The sequence below is a fragment of the Anoxybacillus gonensis genome (assembly GCF_001187595.1).
GTDB classification, from domain to species: domain Bacteria; phylum Bacillota; class Bacilli; order Bacillales; family Anoxybacillaceae; genus Anoxybacillus; species Anoxybacillus gonensis.
Genome location: NZ_CP012152.1, coordinates 1,855,243 through 1,879,000, shown reverse-complemented (window position 1 = coordinate 1,879,000; position 23,758 = coordinate 1,855,243). Strand labels below are relative to the sequence as shown.

The window sequence follows — 23,758 nt, the reverse complement described above, 5'->3', positions numbered from 1 at the left end:
AATAGACGTTGTGGGACTGTTGACTGAGTGGATTTCCCATATCATTACATTCATCTTGCTTGCCGTTGTCATTGAACTCATTTTGCCAAACGGTTCATTTCAAAAATATGTCAAGATGGTTGTCGGTTTATTGTTTATTTTCATTTTATTTTCCCCGCTTCTTCGGTTATTTCATGGAGATGTAAATACGTGGTTTGCTTCGATTCAGCAACAACAAAATGCAACGCTTGAAAATGACATTGAAAAAAAGAAAAAAGAAATACAAGCCTCACAACGTGCATATATTTTAGAACAAATGGCTGTCCAGCTAAAGAACATAGCGTCTGAGGAGTTGATGCGCACATATGGTTTAACGGTGACGGACATTTCATTGACGATTGCGGAGTCGGAACAAATCCCCCCTCAGATTGAGGCGATTACGGTAGAGTTGGCTGAAGAAACGACTTCTGTTGTCAAACCTATTCGTATTCAATCATCGCCAGAGATGACAGAACAACATGAAGACATTGCTCGCTTTTTAGCACAAATGTGGGGAGTAGATCAACAGATGATTACGATTCATCTTGAAAGGAGGGAGTAGGAAGGGGTGAAACAATGGATTGAAAAAAACGGCTTCATTGCCATCCTTTTAGTCATCGGCTTATCATTTATGATCTTTGGCAACGTGTTCAACTTTTCGGCATCCAAACGCGTTCAACAGGAAACGACTCAAACTGTATTTCGTCAAACAGATGAAGAAAAAAAATTGAAGCAAATTGCAGACTATGAAGAGCGATATGAACAACAATTAAAAGAAGCGCTTGAAGCGATTGTTGGCGTTGGTGAAGTCAAAGTGATCGTCAATGTCGATGCAACGGAACAAAACGTACTTGAAAAAAATGCGATCGTTCAAAAAAAACGAACGATGGAAGAAGATAAAGAAGGCGGAAAACGTCAAATTGAAGATGAATCAACAGACGAAAAAATCGTGATCGTGCGCAAAGGGGACGAAGAAACACCGCTCGTTTTACAAACGAAAAAGCCAGACATTCGTGGTGTGCTTGTTGTTGCGAAAGGGGCCGATCAAGTACAAGTGAAAAAATGGATTGTTGAAGCAGTGACGCGAACGTTGAACGTTCCGAGCCATCGCGTCGCTGTTTTACCAAAAAAGTAAGGGGGAGAACATATGTTGAAAAAGCAAACCGTTTGGTTATTAACAATGTTTAGTTTAGTTGTCGTTTTATCGGTGTACTATGTGACAAGTCCTCAAGTGACAGAACAAGTGGCGTTTGAGCAAAAAGAGGAAGCGAATAATGGAAAAGACTTAAAACCGACAGATGAAGCGATGAAAGAAGAAATCGCAAACGGAGAAGAAGTGACAGTTGAACAAACAAATACCGCCAGCGATGATTTATTTACTGCCCTTCGCCTTGAAATTGAAGATGAACGAAGCAAGTTGCGTCAAGAGTTAAATGCGATTGTCGCTTCCAATAACGTATCTGCTGAAGAAAAAAGCAAAGCGATCGATCAATTACAACAACTATCGAATATTGCAGAAAAAGAAGCGGTGTTAGAAACGTTAATTAAATCGAAAGGATACGACGATGCGCTTGTTCGTGTCCATGAAAATCAAGTGCATATTACAGTGAAAGCAAAAGAACATTCGAAAAAAGCAGCGAACGAAATTATTCAGCTCGTTCAAAGTGAGCTTGGCCGCGTACAAGATGTAGCTGTTCGTTTCCAAAAATAACCGGGAGACCGGTTATTTTTTTTCGGTTGAAAACGAATTTTATAATACTATATAATAATAATTGTTTTTATGACCAGATATAAATTTTCTAACATTTTCTTATCATTTTATTGAATAATGGAAAAGGTGTGTCGTATGATGGTATTGTATAATCTTTTTCTACAAATGATGGGGCGAGGGGTGTAAGTCAATGTTGAAAATCCAAGAAATTCGCGAATTAATCCGATTAGTAAATGAGTCAAACATTGTCGAGTTCGTCTATGAACATGATGGCTCAAAGATTAAAATGAAAAAAGCTGGAGCAACTGAACAAGTTGTTGTTGCTGCACCAAAAGTAGACGTGCCACAAACAGCTGTCGTTCAACAACCAGTGGCACCGGCTGTTGAAAAGGTAGAAGTAAAAGAGGAAGTAAAGCCAGAAAAACAAGTTGTTCAAGCAGAAAACTTACATACAATTACATCACCGATGGTTGGTACGTTTTATGCGGCTCCATCACCAGATGCTGCACCGTACGTAAAAGTTGGTGATAAAGTGAAAAAAGATACAATTGTATGTATTGTTGAAGCGATGAAGTTGTTTAATGAAATTGAAGCGGAAGTCGATGGGGAAATTGTAGAAGTGCTTGTGAAAAACGGCCAGCTCGTTGAATATGGACAACCTTTATTCCTTGTGAAGCCTGAATAAAGGAGCGATAGTTATGATAAAAAAATTGTTAATTGCCAATCGTGGGGAAATTGCTGTTCGGATTATTCGGGCGTGCAAAGAGCTTGGCATCGAGACGGTCGCTGTATTTTCTGAAGCGGATCGTGAAGCGCTTCATGTTCAAATGGCGGACGAGGCATATTGCATTGGTCCGAAAACGTCAAAAGAAAGCTATTTGAATTTTACAAACATAATGAGTGTGGCAACATTAACTCGGTGCGATGCTATTCATCCGGGGTACGGATTTTTAGCTGAAAACGCAGACTTTGCTGAGCTTTGTCGGGAATGCAATGTGACGTTTGTCGGACCGAGCCCGGAAGCGATTACAAAAATGGGGACGAAAGATGTTGCACGTGAAACGATGAGACAAGCTGGGGTGCCGATCGTTCCAGGCTCGCAAGGAATTATTGAAAGTATCGATGAAGCGATTGCGCTAGCGAATGAAATCGGTTATCCTGTTATTATTAAGGCAACCGCAGGTGGAGGCGGAAAAGGAATTCGTGTCGCTCGAGATGAGCAAGAGCTTAGAAAAGGAATTACGATTACGCAACAAGAAGCGGCTACTGCGTTCGGAAATCCGGGTGTATATATTGAAAAGTATATTGAAGATTTCCGACATGTTGAAATTCAAGTGTTAGCAGATTCGTATGGCAACGTCATTCACCTCGGCGAGCGCGATTGTACAATTCAACGCCGCTTACAAAAATTGTTGGAAGAAACACCATCCCCTGTGCTTGATGAAGAAATGCGTCAAAAAATGGGGGAAGCAGCTGTCAAAGCGGCCAAAGCGGTACAGTATACAGGAGCGGGAACGGTCGAATTTATTTACGACTACCGCAATCGCCAATTTTACTTTATGGAGATGAACACGCGCATTCAAGTCGAACATCCAGTAACGGAAATGGTGACAGGTGTCGATTTAATTAAAGAACAAATTCGCGTGGCATCAGGTGAGAAATTGACGTTGAAACAAGAGGATGTCACTTTTAACGGTTGGTCTATCGAATGCCGAATTAACGCAGAAAACCCTGCGAAAAACTTTATGCCATCGGCTGGAAAAATACAAATGTATTTGCCGCCAGGAGGGTTTGGAGTACGGGTAGATTCAGCTGTTTACCCGGGCTATACGATTCCGCCATATTATGATTCGATGATTGCGAAGTTGATCGTTCACGCACCGACGCGCGAAGAAGCGATTGCCCGCATGAAACGCGCCTTAAGTGAGTTTGTTATTGAAGGAGTTCATACGACAATTCCATTTCACTTAAAATTGCTTGAGCATGAAAAGTTTGTCGAAGGAAACTTTAATACAAAGTTTTTAGAAACATACGATGTAATGAACTCTTAATGATAAAGGAGGGAATCCGTTATGTCTGAACATGTATTAGAAATGGAAAACGGTCATAATAGCTTAGGGAAGGTAGAAATTGCGCCAGAAGTGATTGAAGTTATCGCAGGGATTGCGGCATCTGAAATTGAAGGAGTAGCGCAAATGCGCGGCAACTTTGCGGCAGGTGTCGTGGAGCGATTAGGGAAAAAAAATCATGGCAAAGGCGTAAAAGTTGACTTAACGGACCGTGGTATTGTCATTGATATTTATTGTGTAATGAATTTCGGCGTATCGATTCCAACGGTTTCGCAAAAAATTCAAGAAAACGTTCGCCAAGCGTTATTGACGATGACAGGGTTAGAGACAGCTGAAGTGAACGTTCATGTTGTTGGCGTTCAATTCGAATCGTCCAAAGCAGAGGTAGAAGTCGAGTAAAGAAAAGGGGCAATCTCGTTTATGAGATCGCCCTTTTTCGATGTGTGAGTGTTTTCTTTCGTCGAAATATGTTATGATCATGATATAATTTTCGACATTACGAATAGAAAGGGTTTTGGTCATGAAACGGCATACAGCAAGAGAAAAAGCGTTGCAAGCATTGTTTCAAATTGATGTGGGAGGCATTGAACCACATGCGGCGATTGCAAACGTCGCTGAAGAAGAGACGGATCCATTTATGGAAATGCTTGTTTTCGGCGTGGTGGAACATCAAAAGGAAATTGACGACTTATTACGTCAACATTTAGAAAAATGGACATTAGAGCGCGTAGCGAATGTCGATCGTTCCATTTTACGCATGGCTGTATTTGAAATGAAATATATGGATGACATCCCGTTCAATGTAAGCATGGATGAAGCGATTGAATTAGCAAAAGTGTTTGGTGATGAAAAATCAAGTCGTTTTGTTAACGGCGTACTTGCAAAAATAAAAGAAACATTGTCTTAAAAAATAAGGGGGAGAAGGATTTATGGCAGCACAAATCATTAACGGTTTTGAACTAGCAAAAGAAAAGCGCGCACAATTAGCAAAAGAAGTCGAGCAGTTAAAACAACAAGGCATTGAGCCTGCCTTAGCAGTTATTCTCGTTGGAGACCATCCCGCTTCACAATCGTATGTAAAAGCGAAACAAAAAGCATGTGAAGAAATTGGAATTCGTTCGATTTTACTTACTTTTCCAAACGACATATCCGAAGCGTTTTTGCTAGAGCAAATCGCTCGTTTAAATGAAGACCAATCGGTGCACGGCATTTTAGTTCAATTGCCGCTACCAAAACAAATGAATGAATTACATATCATTGAAGCGATCGCACCAGAAAAAGATGTCGATGGGTTCCATCCGTTAAATATTGGACGAATGATGACGGGGCAGAAGACGTTTTTACCTTGTACACCGTATGGCATTTTATATATGGTTCAATCTTTGCAAGTCGATATTGCCGGAAAACATGTCGTCGTTGTCGGTCGTAGCAACATCGTTGGTAAACCGGTTGGACAGCTGTTTTTACGCGAACACGCAACGGTCACGTACTGTCATTCGCGCACAAACGATTTAGCAGCGATCACGCGCCAAGCGGATATTTTAATCGTCGCTGTCGGCAAACCGAAGCTTATTACGTCACAATATGTGAAAGAAGGAGCAATTGTGATCGACGTTGGCGTCAATCGATTAGAAAGCGGAAAATTGTGTGGGGATGTCGATTTTGACGATGTAAAAGAAATAGCAAGCTACATTACTCCTGTGCCAAAAGGGGTTGGACCAATGACGATTACGATGTTGTTGCACAACACGATACAAGCTGCGCGTGAACTACATAAATAAGCGAGGTTATGTTTGTGGCAGAAATGAGATATGTAACAGTGGCAGCGTTAACGAAATACATTAAACGGAAATTTGAAGTTGACTCTCATTTGCAAGATTTATGGATTAAAGGGGAAATTTCAAACTTTACATATCATTCGCGTGGGCATATGTACTTTACTTTAAAAGACGAACAAGCGCGCATTCAAGCGGTCATGTTTGCGGGATATAATCGACAGTTAACATTTAAACCGGAAAACGGAATGACCGTACTTGTGCGCGGGGAAATTTCCGTGTACGAGCCGAGCGGAACGTATCAAGTATATGTAAAAGAGATGCAGCCGGATGGTGTTGGCGCGCTGTATTTAGCGTATGAGCAATTAAAAAAGAAACTAGAACAAGAAGGATTATTTGCTAAGGAACATAAAAAGCCGATTCCGAAATTTCCGCAACATATTGGCGTTGTCACATCGCCAACAGGAGCGGCCATTCGCGATATTTTAACGACGATTCGTCGCCGCTATCCGCTAGCGAAAGTCATTTTGTTTCCGACGCTCGTTCAAGGGGAACAAGCTCCGTTATCGATCGTTCAATCGATTCAAAAAGCGAATGACATCGGATATATCGATGTGCTGATCGTCGGTCGTGGTGGCGGCTCGATTGAAGAGCTTTGGGCGTTTAATGAAGAAATGGTAGCGCGCGCGATTTTTCATTCGCGCGTTCCGATTATTTCTGCTGTCGGACATGAAACGGATTATACGATCGCTGACTTTGTTGCCGACTTGCGAGCACCGACACCGACGGGGGCAGCAGAGCTTGCTGTGCCGCATGTCGCTGATTTGCTTTTGCGTGTATCGGACCAACAAGCTCGCCTCATTCGAGCGATGAAAGAGCGAATGAACGCGGAGCAAAAACGGTTGCAATCGTTACGTTCATCGTATGCGTTTCGCTATCCGAAACGGCTGTATGAACAAAAGGAACAACAGCTAGATATGCTAGTTGATCGATTGCAAAGACAAATGAATGATATGTTCAAACAAAAAGAACATAAGCTTCAACAATTGCAGCTTACGTTATTTGCTCATCATCCACAATCGCGAGTCGAAAAAGCGGTCGATCGTGTCCGCACGTTAGAACAGACGATCGTTCGCCATATGAACGATGTAATTAAACAAAAAAAATGGTCGCTTGCCACAGCGATGGCAAAACTCGATGCGCTCAGTCCGCTAAAAATTATGGAGCGCGGATATAGCCTTGCATACGATGAGCAAGAAACGCTCATTAAGACAGTAAAACAACTGCAAGAAGGGGATCGCGTTCATATCCGTTTTCAAGATGGACGTGCACATTGCATTGTTTCGAATATTGAGGAGGAGAAAATATGACATTTGAGGAAGCGATGAGTAAACTAGAAGAAATTGTGCAAAAGTTAGAAGAAGGAGACGTTCCGCTTGAAGAAGCGATTCACTTTTTCCAAGAGGGGATGAAATTGTCGAAGTTTTGTCACGACAAACTACAACAAGTAGAAAAACAAATGGAATTTATTTTACGAGAAGATGGGCAGCTTGAACCGTTTACGGTGCAGGAGGAATAGACGTTGGAATCGTTATTGCGACAATATAAATCACAAATTGAACAGCAGCTTCCTGCTTATATTGAATCGTTACAAGCGCCTCAAACGATCAAAGAGGCAATGTTATATTCGTTGCAAGCAGGCGGAAAGCGCATTCGTCCTCTTTTATTGCTTTCAACGTTACAAGCGTTTCAGAAGCCCGTACACATCGGGCTGCCAACGGCCTGTGCGCTCGAAATGATTCATACGTATTCGCTCATTCATGATGATTTGCCAAGTATGGATAACGACGATTTACGGCGCGGTAAACCGACAAACCATAAAGTGTTCGGTGAAGCGAACGCCATTTTAGCGGGCGATGCGTTGCTGACATACGCTTTTCAAGTTGTAGCAGATGACGAAGCCATTTCACCAGATGTAAAAGTTCGCCTCATTTCGGAATTAGCGAAAGCGGCTGGACCTGAAGGAATGGTCGGGGGACAAGTAGCTGACCTTGAAGGAGAAGGAAAAACGATTAGTTTACAGCAACTAGAATACATTCACCGTCATAAAACAGGAAAGTTGTTGCAATACAGCGTTCGGGCAGGTGCGATATTAGGAGAAGCAACGGAACAACAATTAACATTGTTGACGACGTTTGCCGATCATCTCGGTTTAGCGTTTCAAATTCGTGACGACATTTTAGACATCGAAGGAGACGAACAAAAAATCGGAAAAAAAGTGGGTAGCGACATCGAAAATGATAAATCGACGTATCCTTCTCTTTTGACGCTTGATGGAGCAAAGAAAAAACTTCACGATCATATGAAAGAAGCGCGCAAACTTCTTGACGAAGCTAAAATCGATGCGTCGTTATTACATTACATTTGCGATGTCATCGAAACGCGCGATCATTAATAGCATTGAGGAAAAAAGCAACATGTGATATAGTGGAAAAGAAATGTTAGCCGTTCACACGTTTGTGTAAGCGGCTCTTTTTTGCGTGTGCACATGTTTGTCTGTATAATTAAAAATACAAAAAGCTGTATGATATAAGTTTGTAATAGCTTACATGAAAGAGAGTGGTCGCGTTGGATGTTACAGCGATTCAAAATCCGAATTTTTTAAAGCACATGTCAAACGAACAGCTCGTTCAATTAAGTGAGCAAATTCGACAATTTTTAATTGAAAAATTATCAAAAACAGGTGGACATATTGGCCCGAATTTAGGGGTCGTCGAATTGACGATTGCGCTTCATAAAGTGTTCGACAGCCCAAAAGATAAGCTCATTTGGGATGTTGGTCATCAATCGTACGTGCATAAAATTTTAACAGGTCGTGCAAATCAGTTTGATACGTTGCGACAATATAAAGGGTTATGTGGTTTTCCGAAACGAAGTGAAAGTGAGCACGACGTATGGGAGACAGGACATAGCTCGACATCGTTGTCCGCTGCTATGGGAATGGCGATTGCGCGCGATTTAAAAGGAACAGACGAATATATCGTTCCGATTATTGGAGATGGTGCATTAACAGGCGGAATGGCACTAGAAGCGTTAAATCATATCGGACATGAGAAAAAAGACATCATCGTTATTTTAAACGATAACGAAATGTCAATTGCTCCAAACGTCGGTGCGCTCCACAACGTGCTTGGTCGTCTGCGAACAGCAGGAAAGTATCATTGGGTAAAAGATGAATTAGAAATGTTATTAAAGAAAATCCCAGCTGTCGGTGGGAAGCTTGCGGCAACGGCGGAACGAGTCAAAGATAGCATTAAATATTTGCTCGTTTCAGGTGTGTTTTTTGAAGAGTTAGGCTTTACGTATTTCGGACCGGTAGATGGCCATGATTTTGAAGATTTATTTGAAAACTTACATTATGCGAAAAAGACGAAAGGACCTGTTCTTGTTCACGTCATTACGAAAAAAGGAAAAGGATATCATCCGGCAGAAAACGATAAAGTGGGAACGTGGCACGGAACGGGACCGTATAAAATTGAAACAGGTGATTTCATCCAATCAAAGCAATCTGCTCCTTCTTGGAGTGCGCTCGTTAGTGAAACGGTACGTAAATTAGCGCGCGAAGATCGCCGCATCGTTGCCATCACGCCTGCGATGCCGGTTGGATCAAAATTAGAAGGGTTTGCAAGTGAATTTCCGGAGCGTATGTATGACGTCGGTATCGCTGAACAACATGCGGCGACAATGGCTGCCGGTTTAGCCACGCAAGGGATGAAACCGTTTTTAGCGATTTATTCAACTTTTTTGCAACGTGCGTATGACCAAGTCGTTCACGATATTTGTCGCCAAAACTTAAACGTGTTTCTTGGAATCGACCGAGCGGGGCTTGTTGGTGCTGACGGGGAAACGCATCAAGGAGTGTTTGATATCGCCTTTTTACGTCACATTCCAAACATCGTATTAATGATGCCAAAAGATGAAAATGAAGGGCAACATATGGTATATACAGCTATTCAATACGATGATGGCCCGATTGCGATGCGTTTTCCGCGCGGCAACGGTCTCGGTGTGCCGATGGATGAACAATTAAAAAACATTCCGATCGGCACATGGGAAGTGTTGCGTGAAGGAACAGACGTTGCCATTTTAACGTTTGGCACGACGATTCCGATGGCGCTTCAAGCGGCTGAGCGCCTAGCGAATGACGGCATTTCTGTGCAAGTTGTGAATGCTCGTTTTATTAAGCCACTAGATGAACAAATGTTGCACACGTTGCTACAAAAAAATATGCCGTTACTCACAATTGAAGAAGCGGTGTTGCAAGGTGGATTTGGTAGCGCGGTACTTGAATTTGCTCATGATCATGGATATCATGGAGCGATTATCGATCGAATGGGCATTCCGGACCGTTTTATTGAACATGGCGGTGTTTCACAGTTGCTCGAAGAAATTGGGTTGACGACAGAACATGTAATGGAACGCATTTATTTATTAACTCCGAAAAAAAGAAAAAGGGCATGAGAGATGAAAGGGAAGAAAGAACGTTTAGATGTATTGCTTGTCGAACGTGGATTGGCTGAAACGCGTGAAAAAGCGAAACGAACGATTATGGCCGGTCTTGTATATTCGAATGAAAGGCGGCTTGATAAACCGGGGGAAAAAGTACCTGTTGACATTCCGCTGACGGTGAAAGGAAATGCGATCCCGTATGTCAGTCGCGGGGGACTGAAACTTGAGAAAGCGTTACGAGCGTTTTCGCTTCATGTTGAAGATAAAATAATGCTCGATATTGGTGCATCGACCGGCGGATTCACAGACTGTGCGTTGCAAAACGGGGTGAAGTTGTCGTACGCTCTTGACGTTGGATACAATCAGCTTGCGTGGAAACTGCGTCAAGATGAGCGTGTCGTTGTCATGGAGCGGACAAACTTCCGCTACGTGACGCCGAGCGACTTTCAACACGGCTTGCCAAACTTCGCAACAATTGACGTGTCGTTTATCTCATTGAAGCTCATTCTCCCTGTTTTAAAAACGATTTTAGTGCCGCATAGCGATGTTGTCGCTTTAGTCAAACCACAGTTTGAAGCGGGAAAAGAGTTCGTTGGAAAAAAAGGAATCGTTCGTGATGCGCGCGTTCACGTTCACGTGCTTCATACGATTACGGCATTTGCCAAACAAGAAGGGTACGATATCATTGGATTAACGTACTCGCCGATTACAGGTGGGGATGGAAATATTGAATTTTTACTTCATTTACGTTGGGAAGGTAAGGAAGTAGGAGAAAATCGCTTGACGGTTTCTCCAGAAGAAGTTGTTGTGAGGGCGCATGATGAACTGAAAGAAAATAACGAACATGCGGGGGAATAACGATCGGTTATTCCCTCTTGTTTGCCCGTCTATCGTTCGGTAACATAGAAGTATAAATATGCATATGTTATACACACGAAAGAGGTGTTTTCGTTGAATAAAGGACAACGTCATATTAAAATTCGTGAAATTATTTCAAATCACGATATTGAAACACAAGATGAACTTGTGGATATGTTGCGCAAAGAAGGCTTTAACGTGACACAAGCCACCGTGTCTCGCGACATTAAAGAACTTCATTTAGTGAAAGTCCCAATGATGGATGGGAGATATAAATATAGCCTCCCTGCTGATCAACGATTTAATCCATTGCAAAAATTAAAGCGAGCGCTCATGGATGCGTTTGTGAAAATTGATGGGGCTGGTCATTTGCTTGTCATGAAGACGTTGCCGGGCAATGCGCATGCCATTGGTGTGCTTCTTGATCATTTAGAGTGGGATGAAATTGTTGGAACGATTTGTGGCGATGATACGTGTTTAATTATTTGCCGCACGCCAGAAGATACAGAAGTCATTTCTAAACGATTGTTGGACATGCTGTAATAAAGGTGTGAATGTGACATGTTAGCAGAGTTATCCATTAAAAATTTTGCGATTATTGAATCGCTCTCGCTTTCATTTGAAAAAGGATTAACGGTTTTAACAGGAGAAACGGGAGCGGGAAAATCCATCATTATTGATGCCATTCACTTATTAATTGGCGGACGAGGTTCCGCAGAGTTTGTTCGATACGGGGAAACAAAAGCGGAAATTGAAGGATTATTTTTGCTTGAACAAGATGACCATCCGTGTTACAGCAAATGCGCGGAACTTGGCATCGATATAAGCGACAGCATGATTGTGCTTCGACGGGAGCTAACAGTAAACGGAAAAAGCGTTTGTCGGGTAAATGGAAAATTAGTAACGATTGCGACGTTGCGCGAAATTGGTTCAACGCTCGTGGATATTCACGGGCAACATGAGCATCAAGAGTTGCTCGATGAAAGTAAACATTTACACTTATTAGACGAATATGGAGGCGAGCATATTCGTGACGCGTTAGAAGAATATGGAGCGTTATATGCTACATATGAACGAGTGAAGCGTCAACTGCAAAAATTAAATGAAAATGAGCAACAAATGGCACATCGATTAGATTTGTTAACATTTCAGTTAGATGAAATTCAAAAAGCAGATTTGCAAATAGATGAAGATGAACGGCTGATGGAAGAACGACGAAAAATCGTTAACTTCCAAAAAATATACGAGGCGTTACAAAGCAGTTATGAGGCGCTTTATGGAGAGCAACGTGGACTAGATTGGATTGGATTAGCGATGAACCATTTAGACCATGTGAGCGATATCGATGCCTCAGTGAAACAAGCTCAAGAAGTCGTATCGAATTGCTATTACTTGTTAGAAGAAGTCGCTCACCAACTACGTGAACAGTTAGATCAATTAGAATACGATCCGCTTCGGCTGGACGAAATTGAAAGTCGCTTAAATGAAATTAATCATTTAAAACGAAAATACGGTCAAACGGTGCGCGACATTTTAGAGTACGCTGCAAAAGTGGAAGAAGAAATCGAAACGATTCAACATCGCGATGACCACATTCATAAATTACAGACTGAGCTCCAATCGATTACGGCTGATTTGCTCGTTGAAGCGAAACATATTAGCGAATTGCGTATGCAATATGCGAAACAACTCATCGATGACATTCATCAAGAGCTAAAAGATTTATACATGGAAAAAACGACGTTTGATGTCGTTTTTCGAAAACGTCAAGGATCGTACGATGATCCGCTGCTCGATGGAACACCTGTTAAATTGCAGGCAAACGGAATGGATGAAGTTGAGTTTTACATTTCGACAAACCCCGGGGAACCGTTAAAGCCGCTTGCCAAAGTCGCATCGGGCGGGGAGTTATCGCGCATGATGCTTGCTTTGAAAAGTATTTTTTCTAAACATCAAGGTGTGACGTCCATTATTTTTGATGAAGTAGATACAGGAGTAAGTGGGCGCGTCGCTCAAGCCATTGCAGAAAAAATTTATCGCGTCGCACGTCATTCTCAAGTATTATGTATTTCGCACTTGCCACAAGTTGCAGCGATGGCAGATACGCATTTATTTATCGCAAAAGAAACGATCGATGGACGGACGAAAACAACTGTCGAGGCGTTAAATGAAGAAGAAAAAATTAACGAAATAAGTCGGATGATTTCTGGGGTGGAAATTACAGAACTGACGAAACAGCATGCGCGTGAGTTGTTACAATTAGCGGAAAAAATCAAAAATGAAACAGTATGAATACCAACATTGGCATTGTTTTTTCGTTTTATTCGGTTATATTTCATTTGTTTCAGGCAACATTAAATAGTGTAGGATTCGGTGTGTACGTAGGAACGAGGAGAGTGAAGACTTTGGATTTTGACAAATTAAGAAAAGGAATAGGTGCATTTCTCCTTGTTTCTTTTATCGTTCTAAGTATGGCAACACCATTTCAAAAATATGTAAACATTCCGAAACAACTTGTGTTATTTCAAGGACAAACGGCACATGTACCTGTATTTGGTTCTGTTCAAACGATAACGACAAACGCTGTTTCTGTCCATCAAAAAGAAAAGTTAGCGATTAGCGGAGAACATGTCGGAGAAAGCGATGTCATTTTACAAATGGCAGGATTTCCGATTAAGCAAGTCAACGTAAAAGTATTACCCGATTTTAAAGTCATTCCTGGTGGTCAATCGATTGGTGTGAAATTAAATACAGTTGGAGTTCTTGTCGTTGGCCATCATTTAGTGGAGACGGAACAAGGAAAACAATCCCCTGGTGAAACGGCTGGCATTCAAGTCGGAGACTCCATTACACATATCAATGGAAAAAAAATCGAAAAGATGACAGATGTCTCTCCGTTTATTGAAGAAGCGGGGAAAACAGGCAAACCTTTACGACTCACTGTTGCGCGTGATCGTCATACGTTTGAAACGACCTTGACTCCATTAAAAGATAAACATGATCAAGCGTATCGCATCGGATTATACATTCGCGATTCAGCAGCAGGAATTGGAACGATGACGTTTTTTGATCCGAAATCAAATATATACGGGGCACTCGGACATGTCATTTCTGATATGGATACGAGAAAGCCGATCGTCGTTCGTGATGGAACGATCGTTAAATCGACGGTAACGGCCATTGATAAAGGAAGAAATGGAAGTCCAGGCGAAAAATTAGCGAGATTTTCAAGCGATAAGCAAGTGATTGGTGACATTAAAACAAACAGTCCGTTCGGTATTTTCGGTAAGCTTTCACAGCCGATTCAAAACGGTATTTTTGATAAACCGATGCCGATTGCTTTATCGACAGATGTGAAAAAAGGGCCGGCAAAAATATTAACCGTCGTTGAACAAGATCGTGTCGAGGCGTTTGATGTTGAAATCGTGAGTGTCACTCCGCAAAAATTCCCTGCAACAAAAGGAATGGTCGTTAAAGTGACGGATCCACGTTTGTTAGAAAAAACAGGTGGCATCGTTCAAGGGATGAGTGGAAGTCCGATTATTCAAGATGGAAAACTTGTTGGTGCTGTGACGCATGTATTTGTCAACGATCCGACGTCTGGGTACGGTGTGCACATTGAATGGATGTTGCACGAAGCTGGCATTAACATTTATGATAAAAGCGAACAAAAAGCGAGCTAATATTGGCTTGCTTTTTGTTTTTTCACGCAATTTGTCATATTTTATCATGACACGACGTAAACATGTAGTGTAAAATGAAAGAAAAAGCGTGCACATATGTTTTATGAAAAATATAAATTATTTGACTAATTTTGCAAAGAAAAAAGGATTTTTGTCCATTGCGTCGAATTAAGCACGTATGTGACAAAAGATCATTGCTTTAGGGAGGAAGATTTCGTGAGTACAATAAAAGTTTGCATTGTAGATGATAACCGAGAATTAGTGCATTTGCTTGAAGAATATATTACAAGCCAAGGGGATATGGAAGTCATTGGCGTTGCATATAACGGGCAAGATTGTTTGCAATTGTTGCGCGATCGCGACCCAGATGTTCTTGTTCTCGACATTATTATGCCGCATTTAGACGGTTTAGCTGTGCTAGAAAAGTTGCGTATGATGAAACAGCCATTGCCCAACGTGATTATGTTAACGGCGTTTGGACAAGAAGACGTGACGAAAAAAGCAGTTGAACTCGGCGCTTCCTACTTTATTTTAAAGCCGTTTGACATCGAACATTTAGTGAATCAAATTCGTCAAGTATGTGGCAAAAAACCAGCCGTATTCAAACGACCGCTTCTTTCGCCAATTCGCGACGGCAAGCCGAAAAATTTAGATGCGAGCATTACAAACATCATTCACGAAATTGGTGTCCCAGCCCATATTAAAGGATATTTATATTTACGCGAAGCGATTGCGATGGTGTATAACGACGTCGAGTTGCTCGGATCGATTACAAAAGTTCTTTATCCAGACATTGCGAAAAAATATAATACGACCGCTAGTCGCGTAGAGCGAGCGATTCGTCATGCGATTGAAGTGGCATGGAGCCGCGGAAACTTAGAATCCATTTCTTCTTTGTTCGGCCATACGGTCAGTATGTCAAAAGCGAAACCGACAAACTCAGAATTTATTGCGATGGTTGCAGATCGGTTAAGACTTGAACATAAAGCAAGTTAAAAAGGTAGTCGGCCGGACTACCTTTTTTGTTGTTCGTTTTTTTCGACTTCAAGCAATTTTTGGATTAATATGTGCTGAGGCATGTGCATAATTTGTTCTAGTGGCACCTGTAATGCTTTTGCAAGCTTTTGCGCTGTTTCTAACGAAATTTGTAACGGTCGCATGAGTTTCACTCCTTTCATATGTTAAGTATAAAACGTTTTTAAAGGTGGGAAAAGAATGACACATATTTTTGCTCATCGCGGTTCGGCCGGGACGCATCCAGAGAATACAATGGCCTCGTTTATAGAAGCAGCACGTGTTCATGCGGATGGGATTGAACTTGATGTACAACTTTCAAGAGACGGAGTCGTCGTCGTCATTCATGATGAAACAGTCAATCGGACGACAGATGGAACGGGATGGGTCGGACAAATGACCTATCGGCAATTGCGGAAATTAAATGCCAACTATAAATTTAAACAATACGGATTTTGTCCCATTCCATCTTTACAAGAAGTGCTTGAATGGGCACAGCACACGTCGTTGCTTATTAATATAGAATTAAAAAACAATCTTGTGCCTTACGAACGACTAGAAGAAAAAACAATTGAACTTGTCGAGCAATATCGCTTAGCATCGCGCGTCATTTTTTCATCGTTTAACCATGAAAGTATGGCAACGTGTCATCAATTAGCTCCTCATATTGAAACAGCGCTACTATATATGGAAAAATTGCATCAGCCGTGGGAGTATGCCCATACTTTGCACGCTTTGGCGCTTCATCCGTATCATCACACTGTGGACCGATTGTTTGTTGAAGCAGCTCACGCGAATCAATTGCTCATTCGTCCTTTTACAATTAATAAAGAAGAGCAGATGAAAACGATGTTTCAATATGAAGTGGATGGGATATTTACAGATTTCCCCGAAAAAGCAAAAAACGTACGCGAAAAAACGCTTCGATCACTCTGAATCGAAGCGTTTCTTTTTTTGAAAACGTGGTTGCACTTTGTTACGTTTTCGATCGCGGTGCAAAATAAACCCTGCAATAAAGCCGAGTCCGATGATAAAACAAAATAAACCGAGCAAAAATTGAATGACAAGTGAAGGGATCGGTGCGTGTAAAATGCCAAATACGGTATCGCGCATCCATTTAATCCCTAGCGCTGCGATAAATCCTGGAATAAGTAAAATGAGTAGGGCGATCATTCGCTGCATAAAACAAAACCCTTTCCATTTGTTCTGTTTTCATCATAAATGTTTTTGTTTGTTTGTCAAGAAGAGAAAAACAATGTATGATGAAAGCGTCTGCAAAAAATTGCAAACGAATAGGTGATGGGAATGAAAAAAGTATTAATTGTTGGGGCAGGCAAAGGTGGAAGTGCATTATTAAAAATGTTTCATGAAACGAAATTGATGGATGTCGTGGCGATTGTGGATCGAAACGAAGATGCCCCTGGGATAAAAGCTGCACGCGACATGGGGATCCAAACGAGCAAACATTGGCGTGATGTGTTAACAGATGATCTTGATATTATCGTCGAGGTCACAGGAGATGACGAAGTGTTTGCTGCGTTGCGTAAAGCAAGTGCGGGGCATACGGTCGTTATTCCTGGGGATATCGCTTACATTATTGCACAACTAGTGGAAGAAAAAGAGCAACTCATTGCTACGTTAAAAACAGCAACGACGAAACACGATTTAATTTTTCATTCTACGCACGACGGAATGATTGTCATTGACGAACGCGGTTTTGTAACACATATGAATCCGAGCGCAGAAAAAATGATTGGAAAAAGAAAAAAAGAAGTCATTGGGACGAATATTTTGCGTGTTATTCCAGCTAGCGGATTGCCGCGTGTATTACAAACGAGAGAAGTGGAGTTGAACCAAGAATTAATATTAGAAAACGGAAAAAAAATGATTACGACACGCATTCCGCTTATTGATGAAAATGGAAAATTATTCGGTGCTTTTGCCGTGTTTAAAGATATTACAGAAGTTGTCCATTTAGCAGAAGAAGTAACGAATTTAAAAGAAATTCGCACGATGTTAGAAGCGATTATTCACTCTTCAGAGGAAGCGATTTCTGTTGTTGATGAATACGGTAACGGCATTTTAATTAATCCTGCATATACAAAGTTAACGGGTTTATCAGAAGAAGAAGTGATCGGAAAACCGGCGACAGCGGACATTTCTGAAGGAGAAAGCATGCATATGAAAGTGTTGAAAACGCGGCGACCGGTCAGGGGAGTGCGCATGAAAGTCGGTCCGAAAAAGCGTGATGTCGTTGTCAATGTTGCGCCAATTATCGTCGATGGCATGTTAAAAGGAAGTGTTGGTGTCATTCATGATGTATCAGAAATTGAACAGTTGACTTCTGAGTTGCAACGTGCCCGACAAATTATTCGTACGTTAGAGGCGAAATATTCCTTTGATGATATTGTCGGTACATCGGAAGAGATGATGTTAGCGATTGAACAAGCGAAATTAGCGGCAAAAACACCTGCAACGATTTTGCTTCGCGGGGAGTCGGGAACAGGAAAAGAACTGTTTGCCCACGCCATTCATAATGCTAGTGATCGCAAATATCATAAATTTGTTCGTGTAAACTGCGCTGCCATTTCCGAATCGTTGCTTGAAAGCGAATTGTTCGGCTACGAGGAAGGGGCATTCTCGGGCGCAAGACGCGGAGGGAAAAAAGGGTTGTTTGAGGAAGCGAACAACGGAAGCATTTTTTTAGATGAGATTGGCGAGTTATCCGCCAATATGCAAGCAAAATTGTTGCGTGTGTTACAAGAAAAAGAAATTGTGCGCGTCGGTGGCACGAAGCCCATTCCCATTAATGTGCGCGTCATTGCCGCAACGAATGTGCACCTTGAAAAAGCGATTGCCGAAGGGACATTTCGTGAAGACTTATATTATCGGCTCAATCGCATGCCGATTTACATTCCTCCGTTGCGTGCACGAAAGCAAGATATTCCTGCGTTATGTGAACGGCTCATACAAAAACTAAATCAAGATTATGGGCGCAACGTGGAGGGAATTACGGATGATGCCCTTGCTTATTTACTGTCGTACGATTGGCCGGGAAATGTACGTGAACTAGAAAACGTACTAGGACGCGCGATGATTTTTATGAAATATAATGAGGTGATCATTGAACGAAAGCATATTTCATTGTTGCACAAATCGAAAGAGCCAGAACATCTTTCGTCCCATGAATGGTCTTATGCGCATAAACCGCTAAACGAGCTCGTGGAGCAATACGAAGCGAAAGTCATTGAGAACGTTTTGCAAGCGTGCCAAGGAAATAAAACCGCAGCTGCCAAACAACTAGGCATTTCGATTCGGAATTTATACTACAAGCTTGAAAAGTATGGACTTGATAAAAAAAGCATGCAATAATGTTCATAGTATGCAAAAAGTTGCAATGAAAAAGAAATAAAATAAAGCGTTTTCAATAACAAAAAAGTTGGCATGCTTTTTGCAAGAATAAAAAGTGACGAAAAAACAAAGGGGTTGAGCAGATGAGATGAAGCTACAATCGTTAATCACCAAAGCAACCCAATTTCCTGAAGCAACCGTAGCTGTTGCGGCAGCTGAAGACGAAGAGGTGTTAAAAGCAGTCGCACAAGCGTTACAAGCAGGATTCGGGCGATTTATTTTATATGGCGATGAATCCGTTTTATCGTGTCTTGTTCCCGAATATGTTCAGGACGAAAATCGCGATGCTATTCGCATCGTTCACGCTTCGACAAAAGAAGAAGCAGCTCACATGGCCGTTAAAGCGGTACATGGAAAAGAAGCAAGCGTCTTAATGAAAGGGAACGTACCAACAGCAACGATTTTAAAAGCGGTGCTCAATAAAGAATATGGACTTCGCACAGGCCGAGTTTTGTCACATGTTGCCTTGTTTCAAGTGCCACATTACGAACGGCCGATTCTCGTCACAGATGCAGCGATGAACATTGCGCCTGATTTGCAACAAAAAACAGAAATCATTATGAACGCGGTACAAGTGGCGAAAGCGATTGGCATTCATACACCGAAAGTTGCGCCGCTCGCTGCTGTTGAAGTTGTGAATCCAGCGATGTCAGCTACGATTGATGCAGCAGCGTTATCGCTTATGAATCAACGCGGACAGCTAAAAGATTGCATCGTCGATGGCCCGCTCGCTTTAGATAATGCCATTTCCGTTGAATCTGCCCAGCATAAAGGCATTCAAAGTTCGGTGGCAGGACATGCTGATATTTTAGTTGTACCGAACATCGAAACAGGAAATGTGCTATATAAATCGCTCGTTTATTTTGCCCGCGCGCAAGTAGGAGCGATCATTGCTGGCGCGAAAGCACCAATTGTGTTAACATCGCGCGCGGATTCAGCAGAAAGTAAATTGTATTCATTAGCATTAGCTATTTGTGCAACGAACAAATAACAAGGGGGAACGAAAGATGGAGATTTTCAAATATATGGAGCAATACGACTATGAGCAATTAGTATTTTGTCAAGATAAAGAATCAGGATTGAAAGCCATTATCGCTATTCATGATACAACGCTTGGACCAGCATTAGGTGGCACGCGTATGTGGATGTATGAGTCAGAAGATGCAGCGATTGAAGATGCGCTCCGTTTAGCGCGTGGGATGACGTATAAAAACGCAGCAGCTGGATTAAATCTTGGCGGTGGAAAAGCGGTCATCATTGGGGATCCACGGAAAGATAAAAACGAAGCGATGTTCCGTGCGTTCGGTCGCTTCATTCAAGGGTTAAACGGTCGCTATATTACAGCGGAGGATGTTGGTACAACAGTTGCTGATATGGATATTATTTATGAAGAAACAGACTATGTGACAGGGATTTCACCAGCATTCGGTTCATCTGGAAATCCTTCTCCGGTTACTGCGTACGGCGTTTATCGTGGAATGAAAGCAGCAGCGAAAGAGGCTTTTGGTAGCGATTCACTTGAAGGAAAAGTGATCGCGGTACAAGGAGTCGGTAACGTCGCTTATAATTTATGCCGTCATCTTCATGAAGAAGGGGCGAAGCTTATCGTTACAGACATTAATAAAGAAGCGGTGCAACGCGTTGTTGAAGAGTTTGGCGCACAAGCCGTTGACCCGAATGATATTTACAGCGTAGACTGCGATATTTTCGCTCCGTGTGCCCTTGGTGGTGTGATTAACGATCAAACGATTCCTCAATTAAAAGCGAAAGTCATTGCGGGCGCTGCGAACAACCAATTGCGCGAAGCAAGACATGGCGACATCATTCATGAAATGGGTATCGTTTATGCGCCAGACTATGTGATTAACGCGGGCGGTGTCATTAACGTAGCGGATGAGCTATACGGATATAACCGCGAACGCGCGATGAAAAAAGTTGAACAAATTTATAACAATATTGAAAAAGTCATCGAAATTGCGAAGCGTGACGGCATTCCGACATACCAAGCAGCAGACCGTTTAGCTGAAGAGCGCATTGCAAAAATGCGTCAATCACGCAGCCAATTTTTACAAAACGGTCAACACATTTTAAGCCGTCGCCGCACACGCTAAACATAACAAAGCGAGGACGTTCGTTCTCGCTTTGTCGATGATAAAAAATGGAGGGGCAAACATTGCAGGAACATTCATTTCGCATCTTAGTCATTAATCCGGGATCGACGTCAACAAAAATTGGCGTTTTTCATAATGAACGCTCCATTTTTGAAAAAACGATTCGTCATGATACAGAGGCGTTACGAGCGTATAAAAAAATCATTGACCAATATGAATTCCGTAAACAAACGATTTTAGAAACGCTGGATCATGAAGGGATAAATATTTCAAAGCTCGATGCCGTATGCGGACGCGGAGGCTTACTTCGCCCGATCGAAGGCGGCACGTATGTTGTCAATGAAGTGATGTTGCAAGATTTAAGGCGTGGATACTCTGGTCAGCACGCGTCAAATCTCGGAGGCATTTTAGCTCACGAAATTGCGTCCGCATTAAATATCCCAGCATTTATTGTTGACCCAGTCGTTGTAGACGAACTGGACCCGATCGCTCGCATTTCCGGTTTTTCGTTAATCGAGCGTCGCAGCATTTTCCATGCATTAAATCAAAAAGCGGTCGCTCGTCGCGTCGCCAAACAGATGGGAAAAGCGTATGAAGAAGTCAATTTCATCGTTGCACATATGGGCGGTGGAATTACCGTTGGCGCGCATAAATGTGGGCGCGTCATCGATGTCAATAACGGATTGGACGGGGAAGGTCCGTTTAGCCCAGAACGTGCTGGGACTGTTCCAGCTGGCGATCTCGTCTCCCTTTGTTTCTCTGGTGAGTATTATCGCGAAGAAGTGATGCGCATGCTCGTTGGGGGAGGAGGTCTTGTTGGGTATTTAGGGACGAATGATGCGGTGAAAGTTGAAAAAATGATTGAAAACGGCGATGAAAAAGCGAAACTCGTTTATAGCGCGATGGCATATCAAGTAGCGAAAGAAATTGGAGCTGCAAGTGCAGTGTTAGCTGGGAAAGTCGACGCTATCATTTTAACGGGTGGTTTAGCATACGGAAAACAGTTTGTGAAAGAAATTGCTGATCGGGTACAATGGATTGCCGATGTCATCGTGCAACCAGGGGAAAATGAATTGCAAGCACTTGCTGAAGGGGCCCTTCGCGTGTTGCGTGGAGAAGAAGAAGCGAAACAATATCCACAAGCGGTCAAAACAACAGTTTAAGGGGATGAAACGATGGCTAAAGAGTACGATGTCGTGATACTTGGCGGTGGAACGGGCGGATATGTTGCCGCCATTCGTGCGGCCCAACTCGGTTTAAAAACAGCGGTTGTTGAAAAAGGAAAGCTTGGGGGAACGTGTTTGCATGCAGGATGTATCCCGAGCAAAGCGTTATTGCGCAGTGCAGAAGTGTATGCTCAAACGAAACAAAGCGAAGCGTTTGGCGTGTTTGCTAGGGAAGTGCGTTTAGATTTTGCTCAAGTACAAGCGCGCAAACAAGCGATTATTGATCAACTGCATAAAGGGATCCACATGTTAATGAAAAAAGGAAAAATCGATGTATATGAAGGAACGGGACGCATTCTAGGACCATCCATTTTTTCACCGATGCCTGGAACGATTTCTGTTGAGATGAATGATGGAACGGAAAATGAAATGCTCGTACCAAAATACGTCGTCATTGCAACTGGATCTCGTCCACGCACGTTACCGGGGTTAACGATTGATGGACAATTCGTTATGACGTCAGATGAAGCGTTGCGCATGGAAACGTTGCCAGCTTCCATTATCATCGTCGGTGGCGGAGTCATCGGAATTGAATGGGCATCGATGTTAAACGATTTTGGTGTAGATGTCACGGTCGTTGAATATGCCGATCGCATTTTACCAACGGAAGATCGCGACGTATCAAAAGAAATCGAAAAAATATTAAAACAACGTGGCGTACGCATCGTTACGAAGGCAAAAGTATTGCCTGACACGCTCGTTGTTGAAAATGGTGTACGCATTCAAGCAGAGATTCATGGACAAAACGAAACGTTTACAGCTGAAAAAATGCTCGTTTCTGTCGGACGTCAAGCAAACGTTGAAGGAATCGGATTAGAAAATACCGATATTGTTATTGAAAAAGGATTTATTCAAACAAACGAGTATTATCAAACGAAAGAAAAACATATTTATGCGATTGGCGATGTGATCGGTGGTTTGCAACTTGCCCATGTCGCTTCACATGAAGGAATCATCGCGATTGAACATCTTGCTGGAAATACTGTTCATCCACTCGATTATACGATGGTGCCAAAATGTATTTACAGTCGTCCTGAAGCGGCAAGCGTTGGTTTAACAGAAGAAGAAGCGAAAACAAAAGGATATGACGTAAAAGTCGGCAAATTTCCGTTTAAAGCGATCGGCAAAGCGCTTGTGTATGGGGAAGCTGAAGGATTTGTCAAAATCGTCGCCGATGCAAAAACAGATGATGTACTCGGTGTGCATATGGTTGGTCCACATGTAACGGATATGATTTCCGAAGCTGGATTAGCGCGTGTGCTCAATGCAACACCTTGGGAAATTGCCCACACAATTCATCCGCATCCGACGCTGTCAGAAGCGATGATGGAAGCGGCGCTTGCTGTTGATGGAAAAGCGATTCATTTTTAAAG

Annotated in this window: 25 protein-coding genes; 23 read left to right on the top strand and 2 right to left on the bottom strand. The window is 42.3% G+C overall.

Going from position 1 to position 23,758, the window contains the following annotated elements:
- Positions 1-10: 10 nt before the first annotated feature.
- From spoIIIAF to spo0A, 17 genes are all read left to right on the top strand, one after another.
- Positions 11-580 carry a stage III sporulation protein AF gene (spoIIIAF, locus tag AFK25_RS09855; protein ID WP_035066800.1) on the top strand — a complete coding sequence of 190 codons (570 nt, stop codon included), beginning with the start codon at positions 11-13 and terminating at the stop codon, positions 578-580.
- 6 nt (positions 581-586) lie between these two features.
- The gene (gene spoIIIAG / locus AFK25_RS09850) at positions 587-1,153 is read left to right on the top strand and encodes a stage III sporulation protein AG (RefSeq protein WP_035066802.1); all 567 of its coding nucleotides are present in this window, start codon (positions 587-589) and stop codon (positions 1,151-1,153) included.
- A 12-nt stretch (positions 1,154-1,165) separates the two neighbouring features.
- On the top strand, positions 1,166-1,729 hold the full coding sequence (locus tag AFK25_RS09845; RefSeq protein WP_009373892.1) for a SpoIIIAH-like family protein: 564 nt from the start codon (positions 1,166-1,168) through the stop codon (positions 1,727-1,729).
- A 190-nt stretch (positions 1,730-1,919) separates the two neighbouring features.
- Entirely contained in the window at positions 1,920-2,414 is a 495-nt protein-coding gene (gene accB / locus AFK25_RS09840) for an acetyl-CoA carboxylase biotin carboxyl carrier protein (protein WP_035066805.1), read from the top strand.
- Positions 2,415-2,427: 13 nt separating this feature from the next.
- Positions 2,428-3,780, top strand: a complete 1,353-nt coding sequence (gene accC / locus AFK25_RS09835; protein WP_019416951.1) for an acetyl-CoA carboxylase biotin carboxylase subunit — start codon at positions 2,428-2,430, stop codon at positions 3,778-3,780.
- Positions 3,781-3,801: 21 nt separating this feature from the next.
- Positions 3,802-4,197, top strand: a complete 396-nt coding sequence (locus tag AFK25_RS09830) for an Asp23/Gls24 family envelope stress response protein (RefSeq protein WP_019416952.1) — start codon at positions 3,802-3,804, stop codon at positions 4,195-4,197.
- Between the two features lie 121 nt (positions 4,198-4,318).
- Positions 4,319-4,705: a transcription antitermination factor NusB gene (nusB, locus tag AFK25_RS09825; protein WP_009373884.1), complete on the top strand. Its 387-nt coding sequence runs from the start codon at positions 4,319-4,321 to the stop codon at positions 4,703-4,705.
- Positions 4,706-4,727: 22 nt separating this feature from the next.
- A complete protein-coding gene (gene folD, locus AFK25_RS09820) occupies positions 4,728-5,579 on the top strand; it encodes a bifunctional methylenetetrahydrofolate dehydrogenase/methenyltetrahydrofolate cyclohydrolase FolD (protein ID WP_009373882.1) in 852 nt (283 codons plus the stop codon).
- Positions 5,580-5,593: 14 nt separating this feature from the next.
- The gene (gene xseA / locus AFK25_RS09815; protein ID WP_035066807.1) at positions 5,594-6,943 is read left to right on the top strand and encodes an exodeoxyribonuclease VII large subunit; all 1,350 of its coding nucleotides are present in this window, start codon (positions 5,594-5,596) and stop codon (positions 6,941-6,943) included.
- On the top strand, positions 6,940-7,152 hold the full coding sequence (locus tag AFK25_RS09810) for an exodeoxyribonuclease VII small subunit (protein WP_009373880.1): 213 nt from the start codon (positions 6,940-6,942) through the stop codon (positions 7,150-7,152). Before xseA ends, AFK25_RS09810 begins: the two co-directional genes overlap by 4 nt.
- Before the next feature lie 3 nt (positions 7,153-7,155).
- Entirely contained in the window at positions 7,156-8,028 is an 873-nt protein-coding gene (locus AFK25_RS09805; protein ID WP_009373878.1) for a polyprenyl synthetase family protein, read from the top strand.
- A 173-nt stretch (positions 8,029-8,201) separates the two neighbouring features.
- Positions 8,202-10,094, top strand: a complete 1,893-nt coding sequence (gene dxs, locus AFK25_RS09800; RefSeq protein ID WP_009373876.1) for a 1-deoxy-D-xylulose-5-phosphate synthase — start codon at positions 8,202-8,204, stop codon at positions 10,092-10,094.
- A 3-nt stretch (positions 10,095-10,097) separates the two neighbouring features.
- On the top strand, positions 10,098-10,940 hold the full coding sequence (locus AFK25_RS09795) for a TlyA family RNA methyltransferase (RefSeq protein WP_009373874.1): 843 nt from the start codon (positions 10,098-10,100) through the stop codon (positions 10,938-10,940).
- A 93-nt stretch (positions 10,941-11,033) separates the two neighbouring features.
- Positions 11,034-11,483, top strand: a complete 450-nt coding sequence (gene ahrC, locus AFK25_RS09790) for a transcriptional regulator AhrC/ArgR (RefSeq protein ID WP_004889608.1) — start codon at positions 11,034-11,036, stop codon at positions 11,481-11,483.
- Between the two features lie 18 nt (positions 11,484-11,501).
- A complete protein-coding gene (recN, locus tag AFK25_RS09785; protein ID WP_035066809.1) occupies positions 11,502-13,232 on the top strand; it encodes a DNA repair protein RecN in 1,731 nt (576 codons plus the stop codon).
- A gap of 113 nt (positions 13,233-13,345) precedes the next feature.
- Positions 13,346-14,623: a SpoIVB peptidase gene (spoIVB, locus tag AFK25_RS09780; protein WP_035066817.1), complete on the top strand. Its 1,278-nt coding sequence runs from the start codon at positions 13,346-13,348 to the stop codon at positions 14,621-14,623.
- A 216-nt stretch (positions 14,624-14,839) separates the two neighbouring features.
- A complete protein-coding gene (gene spo0A, locus AFK25_RS09775; protein WP_009373870.1) occupies positions 14,840-15,619 on the top strand; it encodes a sporulation transcription factor Spo0A in 780 nt (259 codons plus the stop codon).
- A gap of 17 nt (positions 15,620-15,636) precedes the next feature.
- Here spo0A and AFK25_RS14845 read toward each other — a convergent pair whose 3' ends face one another.
- A complete protein-coding gene (locus AFK25_RS14845) occupies positions 15,637-15,783 on the bottom strand; it encodes a YycC family protein (RefSeq protein ID WP_009373869.1) in 147 nt (48 codons plus the stop codon).
- A 55-nt stretch (positions 15,784-15,838) separates the two neighbouring features.
- Between AFK25_RS14845 and AFK25_RS09770 the strand changes: the two genes are divergently transcribed.
- Complete coding sequence (locus tag AFK25_RS09770; protein ID WP_035066819.1) at positions 15,839-16,573, top strand: glycerophosphodiester phosphodiesterase; 735 nt, start codon at positions 15,839-15,841, stop codon at positions 16,571-16,573.
- On the opposite strand, the gene AFK25_RS09765 is transcribed toward AFK25_RS09770, so the two are convergent.
- Positions 16,565-16,819: a DUF2627 domain-containing protein gene (locus tag AFK25_RS09765; protein WP_009373867.1), complete on the bottom strand. Its 255-nt coding sequence runs from the start codon at positions 16,817-16,819 to the stop codon at positions 16,565-16,567. The genes AFK25_RS09770 and AFK25_RS09765 overlap by 9 nt on opposite strands.
- Positions 16,820-16,942: 123 nt before the next feature.
- Between AFK25_RS09765 and AFK25_RS09760 the strand changes: the two genes are divergently transcribed.
- From AFK25_RS09760 to lpdA, 5 genes are all read left to right on the top strand, one after another.
- Positions 16,943-19,009: a sigma 54-interacting transcriptional regulator gene (locus tag AFK25_RS09760; RefSeq protein ID WP_035066821.1), complete on the top strand. Its 2,067-nt coding sequence runs from the start codon at positions 16,943-16,945 to the stop codon at positions 19,007-19,009.
- Positions 19,010-19,136: 127 nt separating this feature from the next.
- A complete protein-coding gene (gene yqiS, locus AFK25_RS09755) occupies positions 19,137-20,039 on the top strand; it encodes a phosphate butyryltransferase (protein WP_019416964.1) in 903 nt (300 codons plus the stop codon).
- Positions 20,040-20,055: 16 nt separating this feature from the next.
- A complete protein-coding gene (gene bcd / locus AFK25_RS09750; protein WP_009373861.1) occupies positions 20,056-21,159 on the top strand; it encodes a branched-chain amino acid dehydrogenase in 1,104 nt (367 codons plus the stop codon).
- A gap of 62 nt (positions 21,160-21,221) precedes the next feature.
- Complete coding sequence (buk, locus tag AFK25_RS09745; RefSeq protein ID WP_035066823.1) at positions 21,222-22,322, top strand: butyrate kinase; 1,101 nt, start codon at positions 21,222-21,224, stop codon at positions 22,320-22,322.
- Between the two features lie 12 nt (positions 22,323-22,334).
- Positions 22,335-23,756, top strand: a complete 1,422-nt coding sequence (gene lpdA, locus AFK25_RS09740; protein WP_009373857.1) for a dihydrolipoyl dehydrogenase — start codon at positions 22,335-22,337, stop codon at positions 23,754-23,756.
- Positions 23,757-23,758: the final 2 nt, after the last annotated feature.

What these genes read in the sequence shown, in the direction of transcription:
- AFK25_RS09830 (WP_019416952.1), top strand. Translation starts at nt 3,802, where the DNA reads ATGTCTGAACATGTATTAGAAATGGAAAACGGTCATAATAGCTTAGGG.
- lpdA (WP_009373857.1), top strand. Translation starts at nt 22,335, where the DNA reads ATGGCTAAAGAGTACGATGTCGTGATACTTGGCGGTGGAACGGGCGGA.
- yqiS (WP_019416964.1), top strand. Translation starts at nt 19,137, where the DNA reads ATGAAGCTACAATCGTTAATCACCAAAGCAACCCAATTTCCTGAAGCA.
- nusB (WP_009373884.1), top strand. Translation starts at nt 4,319, where the DNA reads ATGAAACGGCATACAGCAAGAGAAAAAGCGTTGCAAGCATTGTTTCAA.
- AFK25_RS09770 (WP_035066819.1), top strand. Translation starts at nt 15,839, where the DNA reads ATGACACATATTTTTGCTCATCGCGGTTCGGCCGGGACGCATCCAGAG.
- AFK25_RS09795 (WP_009373874.1), top strand. Translation starts at nt 10,098, where the DNA reads ATGAAAGGGAAGAAAGAACGTTTAGATGTATTGCTTGTCGAACGTGGA.
- AFK25_RS14845 (WP_009373869.1), bottom strand. Translation starts at nt 15,783, where the DNA reads ATGCGACCGTTACAAATTTCGTTAGAAACAGCGCAAAAGCTTGCAAAA.
- AFK25_RS09810 (WP_009373880.1), top strand. Translation starts at nt 6,940, where the DNA reads ATGACATTTGAGGAAGCGATGAGTAAACTAGAAGAAATTGTGCAAAAG.
- AFK25_RS09845 (WP_009373892.1), top strand. Translation starts at nt 1,166, where the DNA reads ATGTTGAAAAAGCAAACCGTTTGGTTATTAACAATGTTTAGTTTAGTT.
- folD (WP_009373882.1), top strand. Translation starts at nt 4,728, where the DNA reads ATGGCAGCACAAATCATTAACGGTTTTGAACTAGCAAAAGAAAAGCGC.
- recN (WP_035066809.1), top strand. Translation starts at nt 11,502, where the DNA reads ATGTTAGCAGAGTTATCCATTAAAAATTTTGCGATTATTGAATCGCTC.
- AFK25_RS09765 (WP_009373867.1), bottom strand. Translation starts at nt 16,819, where the DNA reads ATGCAGCGAATGATCGCCCTACTCATTTTACTTATTCCAGGATTTATC.
- AFK25_RS09760 (WP_035066821.1), top strand. Translation starts at nt 16,943, where the DNA reads ATGAAAAAAGTATTAATTGTTGGGGCAGGCAAAGGTGGAAGTGCATTA.
- accB (WP_035066805.1), top strand. Translation starts at nt 1,920, where the DNA reads ATGTTGAAAATCCAAGAAATTCGCGAATTAATCCGATTAGTAAATGAG.
- accC (WP_019416951.1), top strand. Translation starts at nt 2,428, where the DNA reads ATGATAAAAAAATTGTTAATTGCCAATCGTGGGGAAATTGCTGTTCGG.
- bcd (WP_009373861.1), top strand. Translation starts at nt 20,056, where the DNA reads ATGGAGATTTTCAAATATATGGAGCAATACGACTATGAGCAATTAGTA.